The 23,200-nt window shown below is 70.9% G+C and carries 15 protein-coding genes; 11 read left to right on the forward strand and 4 right to left on the reverse strand.

The genetic code is table 11. From position 1 onward, the window contains the following. Window positions 1–23 precede the first annotated feature (23 nt). From O1G22_RS07320 to O1G22_RS07330, 3 genes are read right to left on the reverse strand one after another with little or no spacing between them, the layout of a single operon-like run. Window positions 24–3,071, reverse strand: coding sequence for a glycoside hydrolase family 38 N-terminal domain-containing protein (locus O1G22_RS07320; protein WP_270080561.1), 3,048 nt, complete (start codon window positions 3,069–3,071; stop codon window positions 24–26). A 45-nt stretch (window positions 3,072–3,116) separates the two neighbouring features. After that, window positions 3,117–4,454, reverse strand: a complete 1,338-nt coding sequence (locus O1G22_RS07325; RefSeq protein ID WP_270080562.1) for a 6-phospho-beta-glucosidase — start codon at window positions 4,452–4,454, stop codon at window positions 3,117–3,119. Next, window positions 4,451–5,215 carry a DeoR/GlpR family DNA-binding transcription regulator gene (locus O1G22_RS07330; RefSeq protein WP_270080563.1) on the reverse strand — a complete coding sequence of 255 codons (765 nt, stop codon included), beginning with the start codon at window positions 5,213–5,215 and terminating at the stop codon, window positions 4,451–4,453. The genes O1G22_RS07325 and O1G22_RS07330 overlap by 4 nt, the downstream gene beginning before the upstream one ends. Window positions 5,216–5,343: 128 nt before the next feature. Between O1G22_RS07330 and O1G22_RS07335 the strand changes: the two genes are divergently transcribed. The 10 genes from O1G22_RS07335 to O1G22_RS07380 all read left to right on the forward strand — a co-directional run bounded on the left by O1G22_RS07335 (window position 5,344) and on the right by O1G22_RS07380 (window position 19,959). Beyond that, a complete protein-coding gene (locus O1G22_RS07335; RefSeq protein WP_270080564.1) occupies window positions 5,344–6,396 on the forward strand; it encodes a carbohydrate kinase family protein in 1,053 nt (350 codons plus the stop codon). Between the two features lie 46 nt (window positions 6,397–6,442). Next, window positions 6,443–7,720 (forward strand): ABC transporter substrate-binding protein, encoded by a 1,278-nt coding sequence (locus O1G22_RS07340; RefSeq protein ID WP_270080565.1) that lies wholly within the window; start codon window positions 6,443–6,445, stop codon window positions 7,718–7,720. A gap of 34 nt (window positions 7,721–7,754) precedes the next feature. Further along, window positions 7,755–8,729: a carbohydrate ABC transporter permease gene (locus O1G22_RS07345; protein ID WP_333492477.1), complete on the forward strand. Its 975-nt coding sequence runs from the start codon at window positions 7,755–7,757 to the stop codon at window positions 8,727–8,729. Then, the gene (locus O1G22_RS07350; protein ID WP_270080567.1) at window positions 8,726–9,574 is read left to right on the forward strand and encodes a carbohydrate ABC transporter permease; all 849 of its coding nucleotides are present in this window, start codon (window positions 8,726–8,728) and stop codon (window positions 9,572–9,574) included. Before O1G22_RS07345 ends, O1G22_RS07350 begins: the two co-directional genes overlap by 4 nt. 218 nt (window positions 9,575–9,792) lie before the next feature. Continuing rightward, on the forward strand, window positions 9,793–10,695 hold the full coding sequence (locus tag O1G22_RS07355) for an alkaline phosphatase family protein (protein WP_270086356.1): 903 nt from the start codon (window positions 9,793–9,795) through the stop codon (window positions 10,693–10,695). Continuing rightward, window positions 10,692–13,625, forward strand: a complete 2,934-nt coding sequence (locus O1G22_RS07360) for a glycoside hydrolase family 2 TIM barrel-domain containing protein (RefSeq protein ID WP_270080568.1) — start codon at window positions 10,692–10,694, stop codon at window positions 13,623–13,625. Before O1G22_RS07355 ends, O1G22_RS07360 begins: the two co-directional genes overlap by 4 nt. Before the next feature lie 45 nt (window positions 13,626–13,670). Continuing rightward, window positions 13,671–15,509, forward strand: a complete 1,839-nt coding sequence (locus O1G22_RS07365; protein WP_270080569.1) for a LamG-like jellyroll fold domain-containing protein — start codon at window positions 13,671–13,673, stop codon at window positions 15,507–15,509. Window positions 15,510–15,535: 26 nt separating this feature from the next. After that, window positions 15,536–17,233: a histidinol-phosphatase gene (locus O1G22_RS07370; RefSeq protein ID WP_270080570.1), complete on the forward strand. Its 1,698-nt coding sequence runs from the start codon at window positions 15,536–15,538 to the stop codon at window positions 17,231–17,233. Window positions 17,234–17,378: 145 nt separating this feature from the next. After that, the gene (locus tag O1G22_RS07375; RefSeq protein ID WP_270080571.1) at window positions 17,379–18,137 is read left to right on the forward strand and encodes an IclR family transcriptional regulator; all 759 of its coding nucleotides are present in this window, start codon (window positions 17,379–17,381) and stop codon (window positions 18,135–18,137) included. A gap of 424 nt (window positions 18,138–18,561) precedes the next feature. Continuing rightward, a complete protein-coding gene (locus O1G22_RS07380) occupies window positions 18,562–19,959 on the forward strand; it encodes a glycoside hydrolase family 16 protein (protein ID WP_270080572.1) in 1,398 nt (465 codons plus the stop codon). Window positions 19,960–20,039: 80 nt separating this feature from the next. On the opposite strand, the gene O1G22_RS07385 is transcribed toward O1G22_RS07380, so the two are convergent. Further along, window positions 20,040–20,945, reverse strand: a complete 906-nt coding sequence (locus O1G22_RS07385; RefSeq protein WP_270080573.1) for a helix-turn-helix domain-containing protein — start codon at window positions 20,943–20,945, stop codon at window positions 20,040–20,042. 146 nt (window positions 20,946–21,091) lie between these two features. Between O1G22_RS07385 and tkt the strand changes: the two genes are divergently transcribed. Then, on the forward strand, window positions 21,092–23,167 hold the full coding sequence (gene tkt / locus O1G22_RS07390) for a transketolase (protein WP_270080574.1): 2,076 nt from the start codon (window positions 21,092–21,094) through the stop codon (window positions 23,165–23,167). Window positions 23,168–23,200: the final 33 nt, after the last annotated feature.

Genomic DNA, 23,200 nt, shown 5'->3' on the forward strand with positions numbered 1-23,200 from the left:
GGGGCGCGGGGGTTACCGGCGTCTCAGCGCGCAACCGCCAGCCGCAGTGTCCGTACCTCGAACGGCCGCAGCGTCACCGGTACGGCGTTCCCGCCCGTCTGGGCCGGTTCGAGCGGGCGTTCCAGCAGGTCGGTGATCTCGGCCCCGGCCAGCGGGAATCCGGTGCGCAGGACACCGCTCGCGCGGCCGCCCCGGGACTCGTACAGCCGGACCACCACATCGCCTGAGCCGTCGTCGGCGAGCTTGACCGCCTCCACGGTCACGCCCTCGCCCTCGGCGGAGACGACCGGCTCGGGCTCGCCCGCCGAATCGGCCACCCGCAGCGGGAGGTTGAGGGCATAGCCCTCGGCGACCGCGTCCTCGATGCTCGCACCGGGCAGCAGGGCGTAGGTGAAGCGGTGGCGGCCCTGGTCGGCCTCGGGGTCGGGGATCCGCGGGGCGCGGACCAGGCTGAGGCCGACCCTGGTGGTCGTACCCCCGTCCTCGCGGACCGTGCGGGTGACGTCGTGGCCGTAGGTGGAGTCGTTGATCACCGCGACCCCGTAACCGGGTTCGGCGATGTGCACCCAGCGGTGGCCGGAGACCTCGAAGCGGGCCGCCTCCCAGGTGGTGTTGGTGTGGGTGGGCCGCTGAATATGGCCGAACTGGATCTCGGCGCAGGAGTGCGCGGCGCGCACGTCGACCGGGAAGCCCGCCTTGAGGATCTTCTCCGTCTCGTGCCAGTCGATGTCCGTCTCGAAGTCGACGCGGGCGCTGCCCGCGCGGACGGTGATCGTCTGGGTGATCCGGGAGCCCTTGCCGAAGGAGCGGACCACGCGGATCGCGCCGACGAGCGGGGTGTCCTCGACCACGGTGACCGAGTCCGGCTCCAGCAGGTCGGTGTAGCGGTTGCGGTAGTGCTCGTCGATGTCCCAGGCGTCCCAGTAGTTGGGCAGGTCGGTGTGGAGACGGAGGAGGTTGCCGGGACCGGCGAGGACTTCGCGGCCCGCGCGCAGATCGTATACAGAAGACAGTGTTCCGTCGTCTGTCACCTGTACACGGACGATCCCATTTTCCATACACCGCCCGCCGCTCACCGTCACCGGGTGCGGGGGCTCGGCCGGGGCGAGGGGCGCGGAGCCGTTCGCGGGCACCCGGACGTACACCGGTGCGCCCTCGGGGGTGCGGACCACCTCGGCGCGGTCCCGGGGGCTCGTGTTGAACACGCGGGGCGCACCGGTGCCCAGGGCGGCGATCGCCTCGCCGGTGAGCGCCGTCAGCTCCCCGGCCACGCGGGCGTACTCGGCCTCGGCCTCGCGGTGCACCCAGGCGATGGAGGAGCCGGGCAGGATGTCGTGGAACTGGTGCAGCAGGACCGTCTTCCACAGCCGGTCGAGCTTCTCGTACGGGTAGGCGTAGCCCGGCGCGTGCAGGGCTGCCGTGGTGGCCCACAGCTCGGCCTCGCGCAGCAGGTGTTCGCTGCGCCGGTTGCCCTGCTTGGTGCGGGCCTGGGTGGTGTACGTGGCGCGGTGCAGCTCCAGGTACAGCTCGCCCACCCACACCGGGGCGTTCGGGTACTCGGCTCGGGCCTTGGCGAAGAACGCGTCCGGGTGCTCGATCTCGACCTTCGCCGAGCCCTCCAGGTCCTTCAGGCGGCGGGCGCGTTCCATGATCTCGCGGGTGGGGCCGCCGCCGCCGTCGCCCCAGCCGAAGGGGGCGAGGGAGCGGGTGGCGCCGCCCTTCTCGGCGTAGTTGCGTACGGCCCGGGACATCTCCTCGCCGCTGAAGCGGGCGTTGTAGGTGTCGATGGGCGGGAAGTGGGTGAAGATCCGGGTGCCGTCGATGCCCTCCCACCAGAAGGTGTGGTGGGGGAAGGTGTTGGTCTGGTTCCAGGAGATCTTCTGGGTGAGGAACCAGTCGTTGCCGGCAAGCTTGGCCAGCTGCGGGTAGGCCGCGGTGTAGCCGAAGGAGTCGGGCAGCCAGACGCCCTTGGTCTCGATGCCGAAGTGGTCCATGAAGAACCGCTTGCCGTGGATCAGCTGGCGGGCGAGCGCCTCGCCGCCGGGCAGGTTGCCGTCGGCCTCCACCCACATGCCGCCGACCGGCGCCCACTGGCCCTTGGCCACGGACTTCTTGATCCGCTCCCACACGTGCGGGTAGTTGTCGCGGACCCACTCGTACTGCTGGGCCTGGGAGCAGGCGAAGACGAACTCCTCGTACTCGTCGGCGAGCGCGGTGACGTTGGAGAAGGTCCGGGACGTCTTGCGCTTGGTCTCGCGGATCGGCCACAGCCAGGCGGAGTCGATGTGCGCGTGGCCGACGCCGGAGACGATGTGCGCGCTGGCGTGGGCGGGCTTGGCCAGGACCGGGCGCAGGGCCTCGCGTACGGCAGTCGCCGAGCCGGGGACGTCGTCCAGGTCGAGCAGGTCCATGGCCCGGTCGAGGGCGTGGGTGATCTCGTGCCGGCGCGGGTCGTGCTCGCCGAGCTCCCGCATCAGTTCGCGCAGCACCTGGAGGTCGAGGTCGAGGTGCCAGACCTCCTCGTCGAGGACGGCGAGATCGGCGCGGCGGAATGTGTACAGTGGACGGTCGCCTGCCGTCCGTACATCGCCGAGCGGAGTGGGCGCCACGAATTCGTTCGCGAGGATGTCGGGGTTGGAGGCCGCCTCCACCAGGTACTCGACCACTTCCCCGCCGGCTGCCGGGCGGGCCACCGGCACGTACTGGTTGAGCGGGTTGACCGCCTTCAGCGGGGTGCCGTCGGTGCGGTGGACGAGCGCCTCGGCCTGGTTGCCGGGCCAGTCGCCGGTGAAGCCGAGGTCGATGACGGCCTCGACGCGCCGGCCCGCCCACTCGGCCGGCACCCGGCCGTTCATCCGGAACCAGGTCGTACCCCAGGGCGGACCCCACGGGGTGTCCATGGCGAACGGCGCGTACGGGGCGGCCGCGGCCTCCTCGAAGGAAACCGGCTCCCCGGGCGCCTGCCAGGCCGCCACCTCCAGGGGGACGCTGGCCGCGTAGATCGCGGGCTTGATGCGCTGGTCGTGGAGGCGTGCGACACGCTCCTCGATACGGCGGCGTTCGTCGTGCATGGGAAGTCTCCAGAAGAGGGTGAGAAAGCGCTTTCCGACCGCTGACTACTTTAGATAGGCCAGACCGGGATGGACCTCGGTGTACCCGTCGACCAGCCGGCGGGCCACGTTCACCGAGTCGACCAGCGGATGCAGCGCGAACGCCTTGACGGCCGTCGCACGCGAACCGGACTCGGCGGCCGCGAGCACCTCGCGCTCGACGGCCTTGACCGAGCAGACGAGGCCGGTGGCGTGGCCGGGCAGCGGGTCGACGGCGACCGGGTGGGCGCCGTTGGCGTCGACCAGGCAGGGCACCTCGATGACGGCCTCCGTGTCGAGCACCGAGAGGGTGCCGCGGTTACGGACGTTGAGGATCAGGGTGGTGCGCTCGTCGCGGGCGATGGCCCGCATCAGCGCCAGAGCGACCTTCTCGTAGCCGCCGGACAGGTCGTCGGCGTCGCGTTCGCCGGCGCCGGCCGTCTCCCGGTTCTCCGCCATGTAGGTCGCCTCGCGCTCGGCGCGGGTACGGTCCCAGGCCTCCAGAGCGTTCGCACCCGGGTTCCTGACCTCCTCGTAGAAATGCGCCTGCTGGTCGCGCAGGAAAGCACCGCGGGTCTTCTCGGCCTGCTGGTAGGCGCGGACCGCCTCGCGGTTGAAGTAGTAGTAGTGCAGGTATTCGTTGGGAATGGCACCGAGGGACCGGAGCCAGTCGACACCGAAGAGCTTGCCCTCCTCGAAGGAGCCGAGCAGGTCCGGGTCGGCGAGCAGGCGCGGGAGTTCGTCGCGGCCCGCGATGCGCAGGCCGCGCACCCAGCCGAGGTGGTTGAGGCCGACGTAGTCGATCCAGGCCTCCTTCGGATCGGCACCGAGAACTCGGGCGATACGGCGGCCGAGGCCGACCGGGGAGTCACAGATGCCGATGACACGGTCGCCGAGGTGGCGGGACATGGCTTCGGTGACCAGTCCGGCGGGGTTGGTGAAGTTGATGACCCAGGCGTCAGGGGCGAGGCGGGCCACCCGCTGGGCGATGTCGACGGCGACGGGGACGGTGCGCAGACCGTATGCGATACCCCCCGCGCCGACCGTCTCCTGGCCGAGGACGCCCTGCGCCAGCGCGACCCGCTCGTCGTCGGCGCGGCCCTCCAGGCCCCCGACCCTGATCGCCGAGAAGACGAAGTCGGCACCACGCAGGGCCTCGTCGAGGTCGGTGGTGGCGGTCACGGTGGGGGCGTCGGCGACGGTCGACGCCTGTTCAGCCAGTACACGGGCGACTGCATACAGTCGGCTGTCGTCGAGATCGTGCAGCACGACCTCGGTGACCCGCCCCTCGCCGCGGTCCGTCAGCAGTGCCCCGTACACGAGCGGCACCCGGAACCCGCCGCCGCCCAGAATCGTCAGTTTCACGCTTGAGCCTTTCCTGCCAGGACCACCTCGACACCGGCCTCCTCCAGGGCGGCTCGGGTCACCGGGTCCACCGGCGCATTGGTCACCACCATGTCCAGGTCCTCGGGACCACAGACCTTCGCCATGCCCGTACCCGGGAACTTGGCCGAGTCGGCAAGCAGCACGGCCTTGTCGCTCGCCTTGATCATGGCGCGCTTGACGGGCACCTCCACGACCGTCGTGTCCATCACCTGGCCGCCCGGGCGCACCCCGCTGGTGCCGAGGAAGAGCCAGTCGGCGTGCAGCTGCCGCAGGTTGTCCTCCGTGAGGAAGCCGACCAGGGAGCGGTACTCGCGGCGGACCATGCCGCCGAGCAGCACCAGCTCGATGCCCTCGTCGTCGGCCAGTTCCTCGTACACCACCAGGTTGCTGGTGATGACGGTGAGGCGGCGACCGTGCAGCTGGCGGGCGAGCCGGAAGGCGGTGGTGCCGATGTCGAGCAGCACCGACTGGCCGTCCTCGACCATCGCCGCGGCGCACGCGGCCAGCGCGTCCTTCTCGGCCACGCGCACCTCGGCGACCTCGGCGAAGGGCTGGTCGCCCTCCTCGACGACGGCGCCGCCGTGGACACGTGTGAGCAGCCCGTCCTCCTCCAGCTTGACCAGATCGCGTCTGATCGTGGCGGGGCTCACACCCAGCCGCTCGGAGAGGTCGGTCACAGCTGCGGGGCCGCCGGAGCGCAGGGCCCGCAGGATGAGTTGGTGTCGTCGTTCTGCCAGCACGCCACGAACACTACTCGTCATCTTCAATCAAATCCATGCTCACTTCTGCTCGGGTATTGACCAATCTCGCAGAGCAGCGCACGATTCCGGTCATCGAAAATGACGAGTTTTGACGAGAGGCTGTGCGCGTGGACGACGACAGGCCCGATGTACTGCTGACCGGGCTGCTCTTCTACGACCTCGTCCTCACGGGGCTCGGGAAGCCGCCGACGCCGGGCGAGGAGATCTGGACGGCCGGCATGGGTTGCGGCCCGGGCGGCATCGCCAACCTCGCCGTGGCCGCGTCCCGGTTCGGTCTGCGCACCTCGCTGGCCACGGTCTTCGGCGACGACTTCTACGGCGCGTACTGCCGTGGCGTCCTCGACGAGCAGGAAGGCGTCGACCTCTCGCTCTCCCGTATCGCGGACGACTGGCCCACCCCCGTCACCGTCTCGCTCGCCTCCGGCCACGACCGGGCCCTCGTGACCCACGGCCAGGAACCCCCGTACTCGCAGGACGCACTGATGGGCGACCCGCCCGAGGCGCGCACGGCCCTCGTGCACATCGAGGCCGAACCGCGCGAGTGGCTCGCCAAGGCCGCCGCGAACGGCACCCGGATCTACGCCGACGTCGGCTGGGACCCGGCCCAGGAGTGGTCCTCGGACCTGCTCGACCAGCTCGCCCTGTGCCACGCCTTCCTCCCCAACGAGACCGAGGCGATGGCCTACACCCGCACCGACAGCGCGACGGCGGCCCTCGGCACGCTCGCCGAGCTGGTGCCGGTGGCGGTGGTCACGCGGGGCGGCGACGGCGCGATGGCCGTCGACCAGACGACCGGCGAGTACGCGGAGGTCCCGGCCCTCGCCGTCGATGTCCTGGACCCGACGGGCGCCGGGGACGTCTTCGGCGCGAGCTTCGTCGCGGCCTCGCTCGGCGGCTGGCCGCTGGCGGAGCGGCTGCGGTTCGCGGTCCTGGCCGCGGGCCTGTCCGTCCGGCATCACGGCGGGGCGCTCGCGGCTCCCGGCTGGTACGGCGTCGACCGCTGGTGGCGCTCGCTGACGGACCCCGAACTGCGCCGCGCGTACGGCTTCCTGGCCGACCGTATCCCCGTCGACGTCGGCCCGCCCGTGCGCCACGCCCCCGTCACCCCGCCGGCCCCTCACCCGACCGTCGGCCCGCACGCCCGCGAACGGCGGCCCTGACCCTCGAACCCCCTCTCCACGTCGAACAGGAACAACAGGAGTGACCGTGGACCTTTCTCGTAGAGGCTTCCTCCAGGCCGCCGCGCTCACCGCGGCCGCCTCCGGCCTGACCGTCGCATGCGGCGGCGGCTCGGGCTCGGGCGGCACCAAGAACGGCAAGAACCTCACCCTGTGGTACTGGGGTGGCGCACTCAGCGACAAGGTGGTCGCGGAGGCCAGGACGCACTTCGCCGGCGAGGCCAAGCTGACCGTCGCCTCCATCGGCGGCGACTTCAAGCAGAAGCTCACCACCACCCTCGCGGCGGGCAGCTCCGTGCCCGACATCACCGGCATCAAGGGCGAGGACATGGCCTCCTTCCTGCCCAACGCCGCCCGCTTCCTCGACCTGAACGACCTGGGCTTCAAGCAGATCTCGTCCCAGTACCTGGGATGGAAGACCAAGCTCGCCCAGACCTCCGACGGCAAGCAGATCGGTTTCCCGATCGACATCGGCCCCACCGCGCTCTTCTACCGCGCGGACCAGTTCGAGAAGGCCGGGCTGCCCACCGACCCCGACAAGGTCGCCGCGGCGGCCAAGACCTGGGACGACTACTTCGCGCTCGGCACCGAGCTGAAGAAGAAGGTGCCCGGCACCTACCTCGTCAACAACATCAGCTCGGTGTTCACCATGGCCGTCGGCCAGGGCACCAAGCGGTTCATCGACAAGAACAACCACTTCATCGGCGACCAGGACCACATACGCGCCGCGTGGACCACGGCGATCCGCCCCTACACGCTCGGCCTCGACGCCAAGATCAACGACAACAGCTGGAACGCCGCCATCGGCAAGAGCCTGACCACCGAACTCGGCGCGGCCTGGCACGCGCTGGACATCGAGCAGGCGGCCCCGGCCACCAAGGGCACGTGGCGGGTGTGCGCGATGCCCGGCGGACCGGCCAACCAGGGCGGCTCCTACCTGGCCCTGCCCCGGCAGTGCCGCAACCCCGAAGAGGCCTTCAAGATCATCAGCTGGATCCTCAGCCCGGCCAACGACGCCCGCGGCTTCACCGACGCCGCCATCTTCCCCGCCGCCCCGGCCGCCTACTCGATGCCGGCCATGACGGGCCCCGACGCCTTCTTCGGCGGGCAGAAGATCATCGAGGTCTTCGGCCCTGCCGCCCAGGCCATTCCGGACAGCTACGAGGCGCCCGCCGACGCCGCCGTCATGGCCCCCTACATGACGGAACTGACCAACGTCGAGGCCAAGGGCAAGAAGCCCGACGACGCCTGGAAGGACGCCGTCAGCCAGGCCAGGCAGATCGCCCAGCGCCAGGGGGTGAGCTGAGGTGACGTCACCTCCGGTCACCGGTTCCGCCGAGTTGCCCGGGCGCCTCGGCGGGCCGGGCCCGGCCCGCTTCCGCCCGCGGCGCACGCCACCGGCGGGCAGCGTGCCGCCCAGGCGTCGCGGGCCGCTGTCGTACTGGCGGCAGTACCTGGCGATCTCGCCCTTCTACCTGGTCTTCCTCGCCTTCTCGTTCTTCCCTGTCTTCTATTCGCTGTATCTGGCCTTCCAGCACTGGGACGGCCTGGGCACCATGCGGTTCGTGGGCCTGCAGCAGTTCCGGTTCCTGTGGAAGGACCCGGTCTTCTGGCTGTCGGTCCGCAACACCCTGGTGATCTGGGTCCTGTCCACCGTTCCCACCCTGTTCGGCGCGCTGGTCCTGGCGACGCTGCTGCACTCGGTGCGCCGCTTCAAGGGCTTCTACCGCATCGCCCTCTACGTGCCGAACGTCACCTCGATCGTCGCCGTGTCGATCTTCTTCGGCGCGGTGTTCAGCGACAACTTCGGCCTGGTCAACGCGATCCTCGGCATGGTCGGCATCTCGCCCGTCCCGTGGCTGAGCAATCCGTGGCTGATCAAACTGGTCATCGCGCTGCTGATGACCTGGATGTGGACCGGCTACAACATGATCATCTACCTGGCCGGCCTCCAGGCCATCCCCACGCAGATCTACGAGGCGGCGAAGCTGGACGGCGCCGGGCCCGTGCGTACCTTCTTCCAGATCACCCTGCCGGTCATGCGGCCCATCATCCTGTTCACCGTCGTCATCTCGACCATCAACGGTCTGCAGAGCTTCAGCGAACCCCAGGTCCTGTTCGCCAGCAACGCCGCCAACGCGAACCTCGGCGGCCCCGGCCAGGCCGGCCTGACCACGCTGCTGTACTTCTACCAGTCGGCCTTCCTCAACAACGACTACGGCTACGGCGCGGCCATCGTGTGGGCCTTCTTCGTACTGATCATGGTGCTGGTCGTCGTCAACTGGCGCATCGTGCAGCGCGGGAGGAAGTCATGACCGCGACGAACACGAGGCGGTCCCGGCGCCCCAGGGGCCTGACCGCGCACATCGTCCTGATCCTGGCCGTCCTGATCTCGGTCTTCCCGTTCGTGTGGACGATCGTCATGGCGACCAACACCACCCAGGACATCTACAAGAGCCCGCCGAAGATGACCCCCGGTTCGCACCTGCTGGAGAACATCCGGCACGTGCTCGACACCATCGACTTCTTCGGGTCGATGCTCAACACGGTCGTCGTCGCGTGCGTGACCACCGTCCTGGTCCTGTTCGTCGACTCCCTGGCGGCCTTCACCTTCGCCAAGTTCGACTTTCCCGGACGCCGGGTGCTGTTCGCCACGCTGCTGGGGTTCATGATGCTGCCGCTGCAACTGGCCGTCCTGCCGCAGTTCATCCTGATGTCCCACCTCGGCTGGGTCGGCACGCTCCAGGCGCTGATCCCGCCCGCCCTCGCCAACGCCTTCGGCATCTTCTGGCTGCGCCAGTACATCGAGGGCGGCGTGCCGGACGAACTCCTCGACGCCGCGCGCATCGACGGCGCCGGGTTCTTCCGCCAGTACTGGAACATCGTGCTGCCGATGATCAGGCCCGCGCTGTCCTTCCTCGCCATCTACGCCTTCGTCGGCGCCTGGAACGACTACATCTGGCCGCTCGTCGTGCTCACCGACCCGGGCCACCTCACCCTCCAGGTGGCGCTCGCCCAGCTCCACGTCGGCCACACCACCGACTACAGCATGGTCATGGCCGGCGTGCTCATGGCGTCCGTCCCGCTGGTGATCGTCTTCACGATCTTCGCCCGCGGCTTCATCGCGGGGGCCACGGAGGGAGCGGTGCAGGGCAGCTGATCCGGCGTGCGGCGGGGCGGGGCGGTCAGTGCCTGTCCGGAGAACGCGAGAGACGAGAGGGGAACGTGGTGACGGACGTCGAGGCCGGGGGACGGCGGGCGCCGAGTGAGGGTGCGCGGGAGAGGACGGGGCCTTCCGCACGGCTGCCGTTCCCTCGTCACCGTGCCGCTGCCCCCGGAGGGGACGGCACCACGCACGGCAGGGTGCTCGTGGTCGGCATGGACGGGCTGCGCTACGACCGGCTGCCCCTCCCCCGGCCTCCGGCCGGCGGGACCCCCGTCTCGCTTCGCTCGCCGTCCCACGCACCCGTGCTGCACGGCCTGATGGCCGCCGGCGCCCACGGCACCAGCCTGCTGCCGTACGGCGAGGCGGACGGGCAGGCCGAGGGCGGGCCGTCGACCAGCATGGCCTACACCGACTCCGGGCCCGGCTGGTCGAGCGTGCTGACCGGGGTGTGGCCCGACCGACACGGGGTGACCGGCAACGACTTCACCGGCGCCGACTACGCCCGCTACCCCGACTTCCTCAGCCGTGCCCGCACCGCCCGCCCCGGTCTGCGCACCGCGGCCGCGGTGTCCTGGCCGGAGCTGGTCCGCCGCGGCGCCCTCGGCACCGCCATCGGCCACCGGGTGCACTACGACGGCGAGTCCGACGGCTACGAGACCGCGGACCGCCTGGTCGCCCGCACCGCCGAACGCTGGCTCACCGAGGAGGACCCGGACGCCGTGTTCGTGTACTTCGGCGCCACCGACGAGGCCGGCCACGCCACGGGCCCCCTCTCCCCCGCCTACGACGACGCCCTCTTGACCCAGGACACCCACCTCGGGCGGCTGCTGGACGCGATCGCCGCACGCGCCGACGAGCACTGGACCGTGCTCGTCACCACCGACCACGGCCACCTCGACTCCGGCGGCCACGGCGGCGACACCCGTGCCGAACAGGAGGTCTTCGTGATCCTCGCCGAGCCCGACCCCGGCTCCACCCGGCTCGACACACCCCGCCTCGTCGACATCGCCCCCACCGTCCTGGACCGTCTCGGCATCCCCGTCGACCCCGCCTGGGGCCTGCAGGGCCGCCCCCTGCCCCGGCCCACCCCACCACCGACTCCGGAATGGTCATGACCGACGTACTCCCCGCCGATCCCCTGATCTCCCTCCGCCCCTGGGAGGCCCCCGAGGTGACCTCCTGGGGGCGCCTCCCCATGAACGCCGTCGACCGGCGGTCCGACGCCCTCTCCCTGGACGGCGACTGGCACTTCCAGCTGCTTCCCGCTCCGGACGCACAGGTGTCCGATGTGTGGTCGTCGGCACACGTTCCGGGTGTCTGGACCATGCAGGACACGGACGACCGTCCGCAGTACACAAACGTCCGTATGCCGTATACAGAATTCCCTCCGCAGTCGCCCGCCGCCAACCCGACGGGCGTGTACGAGCGCGAGGTGGACGTGCCCGGCGAGTGGACCGGGCGTCGGATCGTGCTGCAGGTCGGGGCCGCCGAGAGCGTGCTGCTCGTGCACGTGGACGGGCGGCCCGCCGGCATCTCCAAGGACTCCCACCTGGCCGCCGAGTTCGACCTCACGGATGTCGTACGTCCCGGCGAGCGGTCGGTCGTACGGCTGACCGTGGTGAAGTGGTCCGACGCCTCGCACATCGAGGACCAGGACCAGTGGTGGCACGGGGGCGTGACGCGGTCGGTACTGCTGTACGCGACCGACCCGCTGCACCTGGCCGACGTGAGCGTGCGAGCCGGGTTCGACGGCGAGCTGCGCGTCGACTGCCGGGTGCGGGACGCGCGCGGGGCGCTGCCCGACGGGTGGTACGTCAGCGGCGAACTGGAGGGTCGACTCCTCGCCCAGGACGACGAGTTCGACCGCGTCAACGTCGAGGACGAACGCGTCTCCGACTTCCTCGGCGAGGCCCGGATCCACACCACGGTCCCCGAGGTGCGCACCTGGAACGCCGAGACGCCCGAGCTGTACGGCCTCACCGTCCGCCTGCACCGCGCCGACGGGACGGTCGCCGACACCTCGCAGCACCGTATCGGTTTCCGGGACGTCCGGATCGTCGGCCGGGACCTGCTGATCAACGGTGAGCGGGTGTTCATCCGGGGCGTGAACCGGCACGACTTCCATCCGCTGACGGGCCGGACGGTGTCGTACGACGACATGCGCGCGGATCTCGTGCTGCTGAAGCGTTTCGGCTTCAACGCGATCCGCACCTCGCACTACCCGAACGATCCGGCGCTGTACGACCTCGCCGACGAACTCGGCTTCTACGTCGTGGACGAGGCGGACATCGAGGCGCACGACCATGCCCACGAGATCGCCGACGACCCGCGCTATCTGAACGCCTTCGTGGACCGGGTCTCGCGGATGGTGCTGCGCGACAAGAACCACCCGTCGGTCATCGTCTGGTCGCTGGGCAACGAGTCCGACTACGGCGCGAACCACGACGCGGCCGCGGGCTGGGTACGGCGGCACGATCCGACGCGGCCGATCCAGTACGAGGGTGCCGCCAAGCTCGACTGGGCGGCCACGGACGACTGCTCCGACATCGCCTGCCCGATGTACGCCCCGCTGGAGGACTGCGTCGCCCACGCCCTGTCGGGCCGGCAGACCAGGCCGCTCATCCAGTGCGAGTACTCCCACGCGATGGGCAACAGCAACGGCACCCTCGCGGACCTTTGGGCGGCCATCGAGTCAACGCCAGGTCTTCAGGGCGGGTTCATCTGGGAGTTCTGGGACCACGGCATTCTCCAGCGTGTGAACGACGGCAGACCGGTCGGGCGTGGGGGCGCCGGACTGTATGACAACGGTGTCGCCGCGCCGGGCCACCGCTGGGCGTACGGCGGCGACTTCGGCGAGACCATCCACGACGGCGCGTTCATCGCGGACGGCGTGGTCTTCCCGGACCGCACCCCGAAGCCCGCCCTGTACGAGCACCGGGAGATCGCGGCGCCGGTGCGTATCGAGTGCTTCAAGCACGAGGGCATCGTCCTCGGCAACCACCAGCACTTCCGGGGCCTGGACTGGCTGACCGGCGAGTGGGAGCTGTCCCTGGCCGACGGCCGGACGCTGACCGCACCCGCTGAACTGCCCGATCTGCGGCCCGGCGAGACGGCCGCCGTGCCGCTCCCCTTCGAGGTGCCGCGCGACGGCGGCGAGGCCTGGCTGACGCTGCGGGTGACCGTGGCCGAGGACCAGCCGTGGGCGCCGCGCGGCACCGAGGTGTGCGTGCCGCAGGTCCGGCTGCGCGGGCCCGACGCGGCCGAGGACGCGCACGTGGACCGGCCCGTCGAGGTCGACGGCGAGGGCCTGCTGATCCATCCGCTGCTGGCGGCCGCCCCCACGCTGTCGCTGTGGCGGGCGCCCACCGACAACGACGAGCTGGGCGGCATGGCGGAGCGCTGGCGGGCGTGGGGGCTCGACTCACTCGTCCGCAAGGTCGTGTCGGTGCGCGAGGACGGCGGCCGGGTGACCGTGGAGGCCGAGTACGCAGGCACGGTCGGGGTCGTCACGCACCGGCAGGTGTTCACGCGGGTCGAGGGCGGCGTCCGGATCGACGAACAGGCCGAGCTGCCCGAGCAGTTCGACGACGTGGCGCGGGTCGGCACGGTCTTCGAGACGACCCCGGGCCTCGACCTGCTGGAGTGGTTCGGGCAGGGGCCCTGGGAGTCGTATCCCGACCGGAGCGCGGGAGCGCCCGTCGGCCATCACTCGCTGCCGGTCGACGCGTTGTTCACCCCTTATCTTCGTCCGCAGGAGAGCGGCGGCCGGCACGGCGTACGGCAGTTCACGCTGTCGGCGCCGGACGCCACCGGTCTCGTGGTCGTCCTGGACGAACCGCGGCAGATCTCCGTCACCCGGTACCGGGCCGAGGACCTGACCACCGCGGCGCACCACGACGAGCTCATGCCTCGTCCGGGCTGTGTCGTGCACATCGACGCGGCGCACCGGGGCCTGGGCACGGCCTCGTGCGGCCCCGACACTTTCCCCTCCTACCGCATCGCCCCGGGCATCCACCGCTGGAGCTGGACCCTGCGCGTTCTGTAACCCCCCGCCTTCCCTCCTTGTCACATCGCCTCTCACGGAGCACACGTGTGTACGTCGCATGACCACAACCAGGGCGAGGCCGCGCAGGCCGGTGCCGCACGACGCAGTTTCCTGAGGGCCACCGCGCTGCTGGGCGCCGCCGCCACGGCCGGGCTCGGCCTGCCGGCCGTCGCCGAGGCGGCTCCCGCGGGCGCGAACGGCTGGCGGCCCGATACCGAGAGCCGTCGCTTCACGCTCGCCGTGATGCCGGACACCCAGTACCTCTTCGACGGGCCCAGCATCGACAAGGCGCCGGTCGAGGCGTCCCTGCGCTATCTGCTGGAGCAGGGCGGCGAATCCGGCGAGAACATCGTCTTCCTCTCCCACCTGGGCGACCTCACCCAGAACGGCGCGCAGGCCGAATTCGCCGCGATCAGCGAGGCGTTCAGGCTGCTGGACCGGCGGGGCGTCGGCTACAGCGTCCTGGCCGGCAACCACGACGTGAAGTCGTCGACGGACGACCAGCGCGGCCCGACACCGTACCTGGACGCGTTCGGGCCGCAGCGTTTCCAGGGCAAGCCGACGTTCGGCGGGGCCTCTTCGGACGGCTACAACACCTACCACCTCTTCAAGGCGGCCGGCCGCGAGTGGATGGTGCTCGCGCTGGACTGGCGGCTGTCGGCGAAGGGGTACGCCTGGGCGAAGGACGTCCTCGCCGCGCACCCGAAGACTCCGGTCATCCTCACCACGCACGAACTCGTCGTCGAGGACGACCAGTTGTCGACGTACGGCCGGCAGTTGTGGGACCAGCTGATCGACGATCACGACCAGATCTTTCTCACCCTCAACGGCCACTACTGGCCGGCGGGCCGCGCGACCCGCAAGAACGCGGCCGGCAACGAGGTGCACCTGCACCTCACCAACTACCAGAACCGCTACTTCGGCGGCGCGGCGATGATCCGCCTGTACCGCTTCGACCTGGACCGGAACGTCATCGACGTGGAGACGGTCTCGCCGTGGATCCTGGGCCGGGCAGCGAAGGGCCTCAACGAGCTGGAGCGGCAGGAGATCGAGCTGAGCGGTGATGCGGACCGCTTCTCGGTCGGCATCGACTTCGCGGAGCGTTTCGCAGGCTTCGACCCGGTACCGGCCCGCCCGGCGCGGCCCGCGTCGAAGATGCTGATCCGGGGCACGGCCGCCTACTGGCGGTTCGACTCGGCCGTCTCCGGCACGGTCCGCGACCTGTCCGGCAACGGCAACGACCTCACCGTCGTCTCGGTGGGCGGCGGCACCCTCGGCTGGTCGGCGGACCACCACCCGGACCAGCCGGGCCACGGCAGCCTGGAGTTCACCGGGTACAAGTCCCCGCTGAAGGGCGCGTACCTCCAGACCGTCGACGGTGCGCCGCTCAACGCGGCGACGTTCAAGGACGGCTACACCATCGAGGCGTTCTACCGTCTGCCGGCCGACTGGGACCCCGGCCACAACGCGTGGGCCGGCCTCGTCAGCCGCAGGGGCACGGGCGGCGCGGCCGGCAAGACCGCCGACGACCCCGACGAGCCGCTGGCCACCCTCTCGTTGTCCAACGACCGCGAGCCGCAGTGGGCGATGCGCCCGCTCAACCAGGAGGGCATCGCCACCAACTGGGGCCAGGAGACGCCGCTGGAGACCTGGTGGCACCTTGCCGTCGTCAACGACGGCACGCACACGACCCTGTACGTCGAGGGCTGTCCGGTCGTCCGCAACCCGAAGGCTTCCGCCACCGGTATCGCCTCGGTCGGACTGCCGTGGCTGCTCGGCGGCTACACGTACGCCGACAAGATCGACCAGATCCTGCACGGCCGCCTCGGCGACGTCCGGATCGTCTCCCGGGCGCTGCCCGTCTCCTCCTTCATGACCCACTGACGCCCTCGAAGAGGACTTACCCGATCATGACCGAGCAGCAGCTGCCCACCTGGGCCGATCCTTCCGTCTCCCCCACCGACCTCGACGCCCAGGGCGTGTCCAGACGCGGGCTCCTGCGCCGCGCGGGCCTGTTCGGTGCCGCGTTCGCGCTCGGGTCGGCGGCGACCCCCGCGTTCGCGTCCCCGCAGCACAACCTGGGCGGGGAGGACCCGCACCTCGCCTACCTGGTCGGCGACCACCACGTCCACTCCGTGTACAGCCACGACGCGAAGTACACGTTCTCCCAGCAGGCCCGGGCCGCCGCGCAGTACGGCCTGGACTGGATGGTGTTCAACGAGCACTCCAACTTCGGGCACGCCTACTACGGCGCGAAGCTGGAGCACGCCGAAATCCTCAAGGCCCGTGCGGAGAACCCGCGTCAGCTGATCTTCCAGGGCCTGGAGTGGTACATCCCGGCCGCCGAGCACGCCACCGTGTTCGCCGCGCCCGGCCCCAACGAGACCGAGCTGCTCACCCGGTTCGAGCTCGCCTACGACGGCAAGCTGCTCGGCTACACCGACGGCTCCGCCACCGGCACGGACACCGCCCGCAACGAGGCCCACGCCGTCAAGGCCATCCAGTGGCTGGCCGAACAGCGCCGCACCGGCTACGTCGACGACGTCCTCGTGCTCGCCAACCACCCCCTGCGCCTCGGCATCGACTCCCCGCACGAGATGCGCAACTGGCGGGACGCAGGGTGGGGCGGCGGGAACGAGTGGGCCCCCGAGATCGTGATCGGCATGGAGGGCGCGCCCGGCGCCCAGGGCGCGGCCATCCCCGGCTGGCGGGGCCCGGCGTCGATCCGCGGCGAGTACGAGAACAAGCCGTCCGCGCAGTCGTGGTCCGGCTATCCGGCCGACGCCTACCTCACCTACGGCGGTTTCGACTGGGCGACCGCGACCGTCGGCGGCCTGTGGGACTCGATGCTCGCCGAGGGCAGGCTGTTCACGATCACCTCCAACTCCGACAACCACCGCACGGTCTTCGACACCTGGAAGAACGGCGACTGGGCGCCCGGCCGGAACTTCGACAACACCGGCAGACTGCCCGACCCGGTGAACACGGACACCCCGCAGCCCGGCAGCGACTTCTGGCCGGGCGAGTTCAGCCGCACCCACGTCGGTGTCACCCGCTACGGCTACCGCGCGGTGATGGCGGGCCTGCGCGCCGGCCGGGTGTGGGTCGACCACGGGCATCTGCTCGACGGGCTCGACGTGCGCGTGCGGCGGGACTGCGACCAGGGCCCGGGCGTCACGCTCGGCGGGCGGCTGCGGGTCCGCGCGGGCGAGCGGATCACGCTGTCGGTGACGGTCACGACGGCCTCCCGCGCCAACCCGCACGGCATCCTGCCGCGCCTCGCGCACGTGGACGTCGTCCGGGGCGCCGTGCGCGGCCCGGCCACCGACCGGGACAGCTGGCGGGCGCCGGACACCACGGTGGTGCACACCGCGGACGTCAGCGGCCGTACCGGCACCTACACCCTGCGCATCCCGCTCACCGCCGGCGACGAGTCGTTCTACGTGCGGCTGCGCGGCAGCGACGGAAACCGGCACGGAGCCGGCTACCTCGGTGCGTCCGTCGACCCGCACGGCCCGGTCCCGCACGAGCCCGGGAACGGCGACCCGTGGGCCGACACCTGGTTCTACTCCAACCCGGTCTTCGTCGACGTGACGGGAGCCCGGTGAGCCCGGTGACACACCGGCCGAAACACCGGTCTCTCACCCGCGCCCGCTGATCCGGCGGCCTCGTCCGCATACTGTCAGCAGTGACGTCCCCGCCGGACCCGGCCGGCGGGGCTGCGCGGCGACAGGGTGAGGTGGGTGTGTGCCGGTGAGCGAACTCTCCGCCGCCGACCGGTTGCTGGCCGTGCTCGGCGCGTTCGACCACGAGCATCCCGCCCTGTCGCTGACCGACATCAGCCGCCGGGCCGGGCTCAGTCTGACCACCGCGCACCGGCTGACGGGCGCGCTGACGGCCTGGGGCGCGCTGGAGCGGGACACCTCCGGGGTCTACCACGTGGGCCTGCGGCTGTGGGAGGTGGCCGCGCTCGCCCCGCGCGGGCTCGGCCTGCGCCAGCTGGCACTGCCGTATCTGGAGGATCTGTACGAGGCGACGCACGAGAACGTGCAGCTGGCCGTGCGGGACGGACGCGAGGTCGTCTACGTCGAGTGGCTGCAGGGACGTTCGGCGGTGGGCGTGCACATCCGGATCGGGGCGCGCTGGCCGCTGCACGCCACCGGGGTCGGGCTCGTCCTCCTCGCGCACGCCGACCCGGTGTTCCAGGAGGAGTACTGCGCCGGGCCGCTCGCCTCCTTCACCCCGTACACGCTCACCGATCCGGCGCTGCTGCGGCGCACGCTCGCCGAAGTCCGCCGCGCGGGTGTGGCGGTGAGTGAGCGTCAGGTGACGGAGGACGCGCTGTCCGTCGCGGCGGCGGTGCGCGGTGCGGGCGGGGAGGTGGTCGCGGCGGTGTCGGTGGTGGTGCCCCGGGCGGGCGCCCAGGTGCCGGCGCTGGCCCCGGCGGTCCGGCTGGCCGGCCGGGGCATCTCCCGCGCCCTGGGCTGGCGGCCGGAGCGGCCCGAGCGCTGACCGCGGGGATCTCGGCCGCTCCGGGCGCGGTGGTGCCGGAGGGCCGCCACGACGACGCGCCCTCCGGAGTGCCAGGAACGGTCCGGACAAGTGACAAGTGGCGTGTCTGTCGCACCGGTCGGGACAGCGGCTGCGCAGGTGGTCCCGGCGCCGTCGGCTCACCGTGACCGCACGGCCATCCCCGCGCCCGGCACCAGCCGACAGGCAGACAGGCAGACAGGCAGACAGCGCGGTCTGAGCGGGTACGGGTGGCTTCACCCGGTGAACTCCCTTGAGAATCAAGCACTTTCCTTGTTTCAAAGCTTGACGGCTGCGAGGCCGGGGAGCACATTGGCGGCACCCTGAGAGCGCTCTCAGACCAGCCTTGGATCAGCGTGGGAGCGCTCTCACACCCGCTCCCGCACCCATACCCGAGAGGGCCCCCATGCGTTCACCTTCCGGCATACCCAGACCCCGACCCCTGCGGCGCACGCTCATCGCCGTCGTCGCCACGCTCGGCCTGTCGGCTGCCCTCGCGACGGCCGCCACCGCCCCCGCGGACGCCTCCGCGCCCACACCCCCGTCCGGCTGGACACAGGTCTTCCTCGACGACTTCAACGGGGCGGCCGGCTCCGGCGTGAACACCACCGACTGGCAGTACGACACCGGGACGTCGTACCCGGGCGGCGCCTCGAACTGGGGCACCGGCGAGGTCGAGTCGATGACGTCGAGCACGAACAACGTCGCGCTGGACGGCAACGGCGATCTGCTCATCACCCCGCGCCGTGACGCCTCGGGCAACTGGACCTCCGGCCGCATCGAGACCACCCGCACCGACTTCCAGCCGCCGGCCGGCGGGAAGCTGCGGGTGGAGGCCCGGATCCAGATGCCGAACGTGACCGGGAACGCGGCCGCCGGCTACTGGCCCGCCTTCTGGATGCTGGGCGCGCCGTACCGGGGCAACTACCAGAACTGGCCGAGCGTCGGCGAGCTGGACATCATGGAGAACGTCAACGGCCTGAACAAGACGTGGGCCACGATGCACTGCGGCACCAACCCCGGCGGCCCCTGCAACGAGACGACGGGCCTGGGCAATTCGACCGCCTGCCCGAACACCACCTGCCAGTCGGGCTTCCATACCTACACGATGGAGTGGGACCGCTCGGTGAGCCCGGAGGCGATCCGCTTCTCCGTCGACGGCGTCAACTACCAGACGGTCACGGCGAATCAGATGGACGCCACGACGTGGGCCAACGCCACGAACCACGGCTTCTTCGTCATCCTGAACGTGGCGATGGGCGGTGCCTTCCCGGCGGCGTTCGGCGGCGGCCCGACCAGCGCCACCGAGCCGGGCCACCCGATGGTCGTGGACTATGTGCAGGTGCTCCAGTCCGGCGGGAGCGGTGGCACCACTCCCCCGCCGAGCGGCAACCGGGACGCCTACAGCGCGATCCAGGCCGAGTCCTTCGACAGCCAGTCCGGCATCAGCACCGAGACCACGACGGACACCGGCGGCGGGCAGGACATCGGATACATCGCCAATGGCGACTGGGCGCTCTACAAGGGCGTGAACTTCGGCTCGACGCCGGCCACGCAGTTCTACGGCCGGGTCGCCAGCGGTGCCGCGAGCGGGGTCAGCGGTCTGGTGCAGGTACGCCTGGACAGCCCCACCAGTACCCCGATCGGCAGCTTCGCGGTGGCCAACACGGGCGGCTGGCAGTCCTGGCAGACGATCCCGGCCAACATCAGCTCCGTGACCGGCACGCACGACGTCTATCTGACCTTCTCCAGCGGCCAGCCGGCGGACTTCGTGAACGTGAACTGGTTCGACTTCGGGCACTGACGCCACCCCGGCCAGCGCCATGCCGCCGAAAGGGGGCTCCACGCGCGCGTGGAGCCCCCTTTCGCCGTACCCCGGTGCTCTCAGCGCAGCTCCGCCCGGAACCCCACCGGCGTCCGCCCGGTGTGCAGCTGGAAGAACTTGGAGAAGTTCGCCGCGTCGGGGAAGCCGACGGCCACGCCGACCCGGCCGATCGGCAGGTCGGTGTGGGCGAGGAGGCGCTTGGCCTCCAGGATCACGCGTTTGTCGATGAAGCCCTTGGGAGTCTCGCCGGTGGCCGCCCGCACGGCGCGGACGAGAGTGCGGCGGGAGTAGCCGAGCGCGTCGGCGTAGGCGCTGACGCTGTGGTTGGTGGCGAAGCCCTGCTCGACGGCGTCCCGGAACCGGGTGAAGGTGCTGTCCGTCTGTTGCCGGGAGGCCTCCGCGGAACGGGCCGCGAGGTGGGCGAGGCGCAGCAGGAACGCGGTGAGGGTGTGCCGGAGGACGGCGGTGTGCAGGCTGAGCGGGAGCGTGGCGGTGTCCTCGTACTCGCGTCGCAGTTGCTCCAGGGCGGCCTGGAGGGCGGCGAGCTGCGCCGGGTCGGGGTGCAGCAGGGGCGGGAGGTCGTAGCGGTACAGGCCGGTGGCCTCGACGGTGGCGCGCGGCAGGAAGCCGGGCTGCATGGTGAGGACGGTTCCGTGGTACGCGCACTCGCGGGAGAAGCGGTGGACCTGTCCGGGGCGAATCCACAGCAGGTCCCCGGGGCCGGCCTCGTACTCGGCGAAGTCGATCATGTGCCGTACGGGGCCCTCGGTGAACAGCATCACGACGTGGAAGTCGATGCGGTGGACGCGCTCCAGGGGGGCGTCGGCGTGCCAGGGGCGGTCGGTGCCCATCGGGCCGACCTGCATGCCGACACGGCCGACGGCCAGCTCGGTCGGGAAGGGGAAGGTCCTGATGCCGTCGCCGTCCGTAGCCCCGCCGTCAGCTTGTGGCGTTCTGTCAGCCATGTCCTGTTCGCGCCGTCCGTGTTCCGTGATCGCTGTCCCAGATTCACCACAGAGTGACACACCTCGACCTTCCCTCGAAAAAGTCAGACTTTTAAGTTTGAACGCGTCCGGCCAGCCATTCCGCACTGAACGAGGACTTCTTGAAGATGACCACGCAGACTTCCGACAGCTTCGAGTGGACCGACCTCGACCGGCGCGCCGTGGACACCGCCCGCCTGCTGGCGGCCGACGCGGTACAGAAGGTCGGCAACGGGCACCCCGGCACGGCGATGAGCCTGGCACCTGCCGCGTACACGATCTTTCAGAAGGTGATGCGTCACGACCCGGCGGACCCGGAGTGGGCCGGCCGTGACCGCTTCGTCCTCTCCCCCGGCCACACCTCGCTGACCCTCTACACCCAGCTGTTCCTCGCCGGGTACGAGCTGGAGCTGGACGACCTCAAGGCCTTCCGCACGAAGGGCTCCAAGACGCCCGGCCACCCGGAGTACGGCCACACCGCCGGCGTCGAGACCACCACCGGCCCGCTCGGCCAGGGTGTCGCCAACGCGGTCGGCATGGCGATGGCGGCCCGCTACGAGCGCGGCCTGTTCGACCCGGAGGCCCCCGAGGGCACCTCCCCCTTCGACCACACCATCTGGGCGATCGTGTCCGACGGCGACCTGGAGGAGGGCGTCTCCGCCGAGGCGTCCTCGCTGGCCGGCCACCAGAAGCTCGGCAATCTGGTCTTCCTCTACGACGACAACCACATCTCCATCGAGGGCGACACCGCCACCGCGTTCTCCGAGGACGTGCTGAAGCGGTACGAGGCCTACGGCTGGCACACCCAGCGGATCGAGCCGACCGCCGAGGGCGACGTCGACACCGAGGCCCTGTACCGGGCGCTGAAGGCCGCGCAGACCGAGACCGGACGACCCTCGATCATCGCGATGCGCACGATCATCGCCTGGCCCGCCCCGAACGCCCGGAACACCGAGGCCTCCCACGGCTCCGCGCTCGGCGAGGACGAGATCGCCGCCACCAAGCGGCTCCTCGGCTTCGACCCCGAGCAGACCTTCGAGGTGACGGACGAGGTCCTGAAGCACACCCGCCGGGCCCTGGACCGGGGCGCCGAGGCGCACGCGGCCTGGGACAAGCGGATCGCCGAGTGGCGCACCGCCGACAGCGAGCGGGCCGCGCTGTTCGACCGGATCGGCAAGGGCGAGCTGCCCGAGGGCTGGGAGCAGAAGATCCCGGTCTTCGAGGAGGGCAAGTCCGTCGCCACCCGTGCCGCCTCCGGCACGGTGCTGCAGGCGCTCGGCCCGGTGATCCCCGAGCTGTGGGGCGGCTCCGCCGACCTCGCCGGCTCCAACAACACCACCATCGACAGGACCAGCTCCTTCCTGCCCAAGGGCAACCCGCTGCCCGAGGCCGACCCGTACGGCCGTACCGTCCACTTCGGCATCCGCGAGTTCTCCATGGCCGCGGAGATGAACGGCATCGCCCTGCACGGCAACACCCGCATCTACGGCGGCACCTTCCTGGTGTTCTCCGACTACATGCGCAACGCCGTCCGTATGTCGGCGCTGATGCAGCTGCCGGTGACGTACGTGTGGACGCACGACTCCATCGGTCTCGGCGAGGACGGCCCGACCCACCAGCCGGTCGAGCACCTGGCCTCGCTGCGCGCCATCCCGGGTCTGAACGTCGTCCGCCCGGCGGACGCCAACGAGACCGCGATCGCCTGGGCCGAGATCCTGAAGAGGCACGCCACCGACCCCGCCCCGCACGGGCTCGCGCTCACCCGCCAGGGCGTGCCGGTGTACGCGCCGAACGAGGACGCGGCCAAGGGCGGCTACGTGCTGCGCGAGTCCTCGACCGAGGTCCCGGAGGTGATCGTCATCGCGACGGGTTCCGAGGTGCAGCTGGCCGTGGCCGCGCGGGAGGCGCTGGAGGCCGAGGGCATCGGCACGCGCGTGGTGTCGATGCCGTCGGTGGAGTGGTTCGAGGAGCAGGACCAGGCGTACAAGGACGCGGTGCTGCCGCCGGCCGTGAAGGCCAGGGTCGCCGTGGAGGCCGGGATCGGTCTGACCTGGTACCGCTATGTCGGCGACGCCGGCCGGATCGTCTCCCTGGAGCACTTCGGTGCCTCCGCCGACGCGAAGACCCTGTTCGCCGAGTTCGGCTTCACCCCCGAGAACGTCGCCGCCGCGGCCCGCGAGTCCCTCGCCGATTCGCGCGCCTGACCCGACCGCGACAAGAATCCGCTCCCTACGCCG

Origin of the sequence: Streptomyces camelliae (genome assembly GCF_027625935.1) — a bacterium.
Taxonomy (GTDB): Bacteria; Actinomycetota; Actinomycetes; order Streptomycetales; family Streptomycetaceae; genus Streptomyces; species Streptomyces camelliae.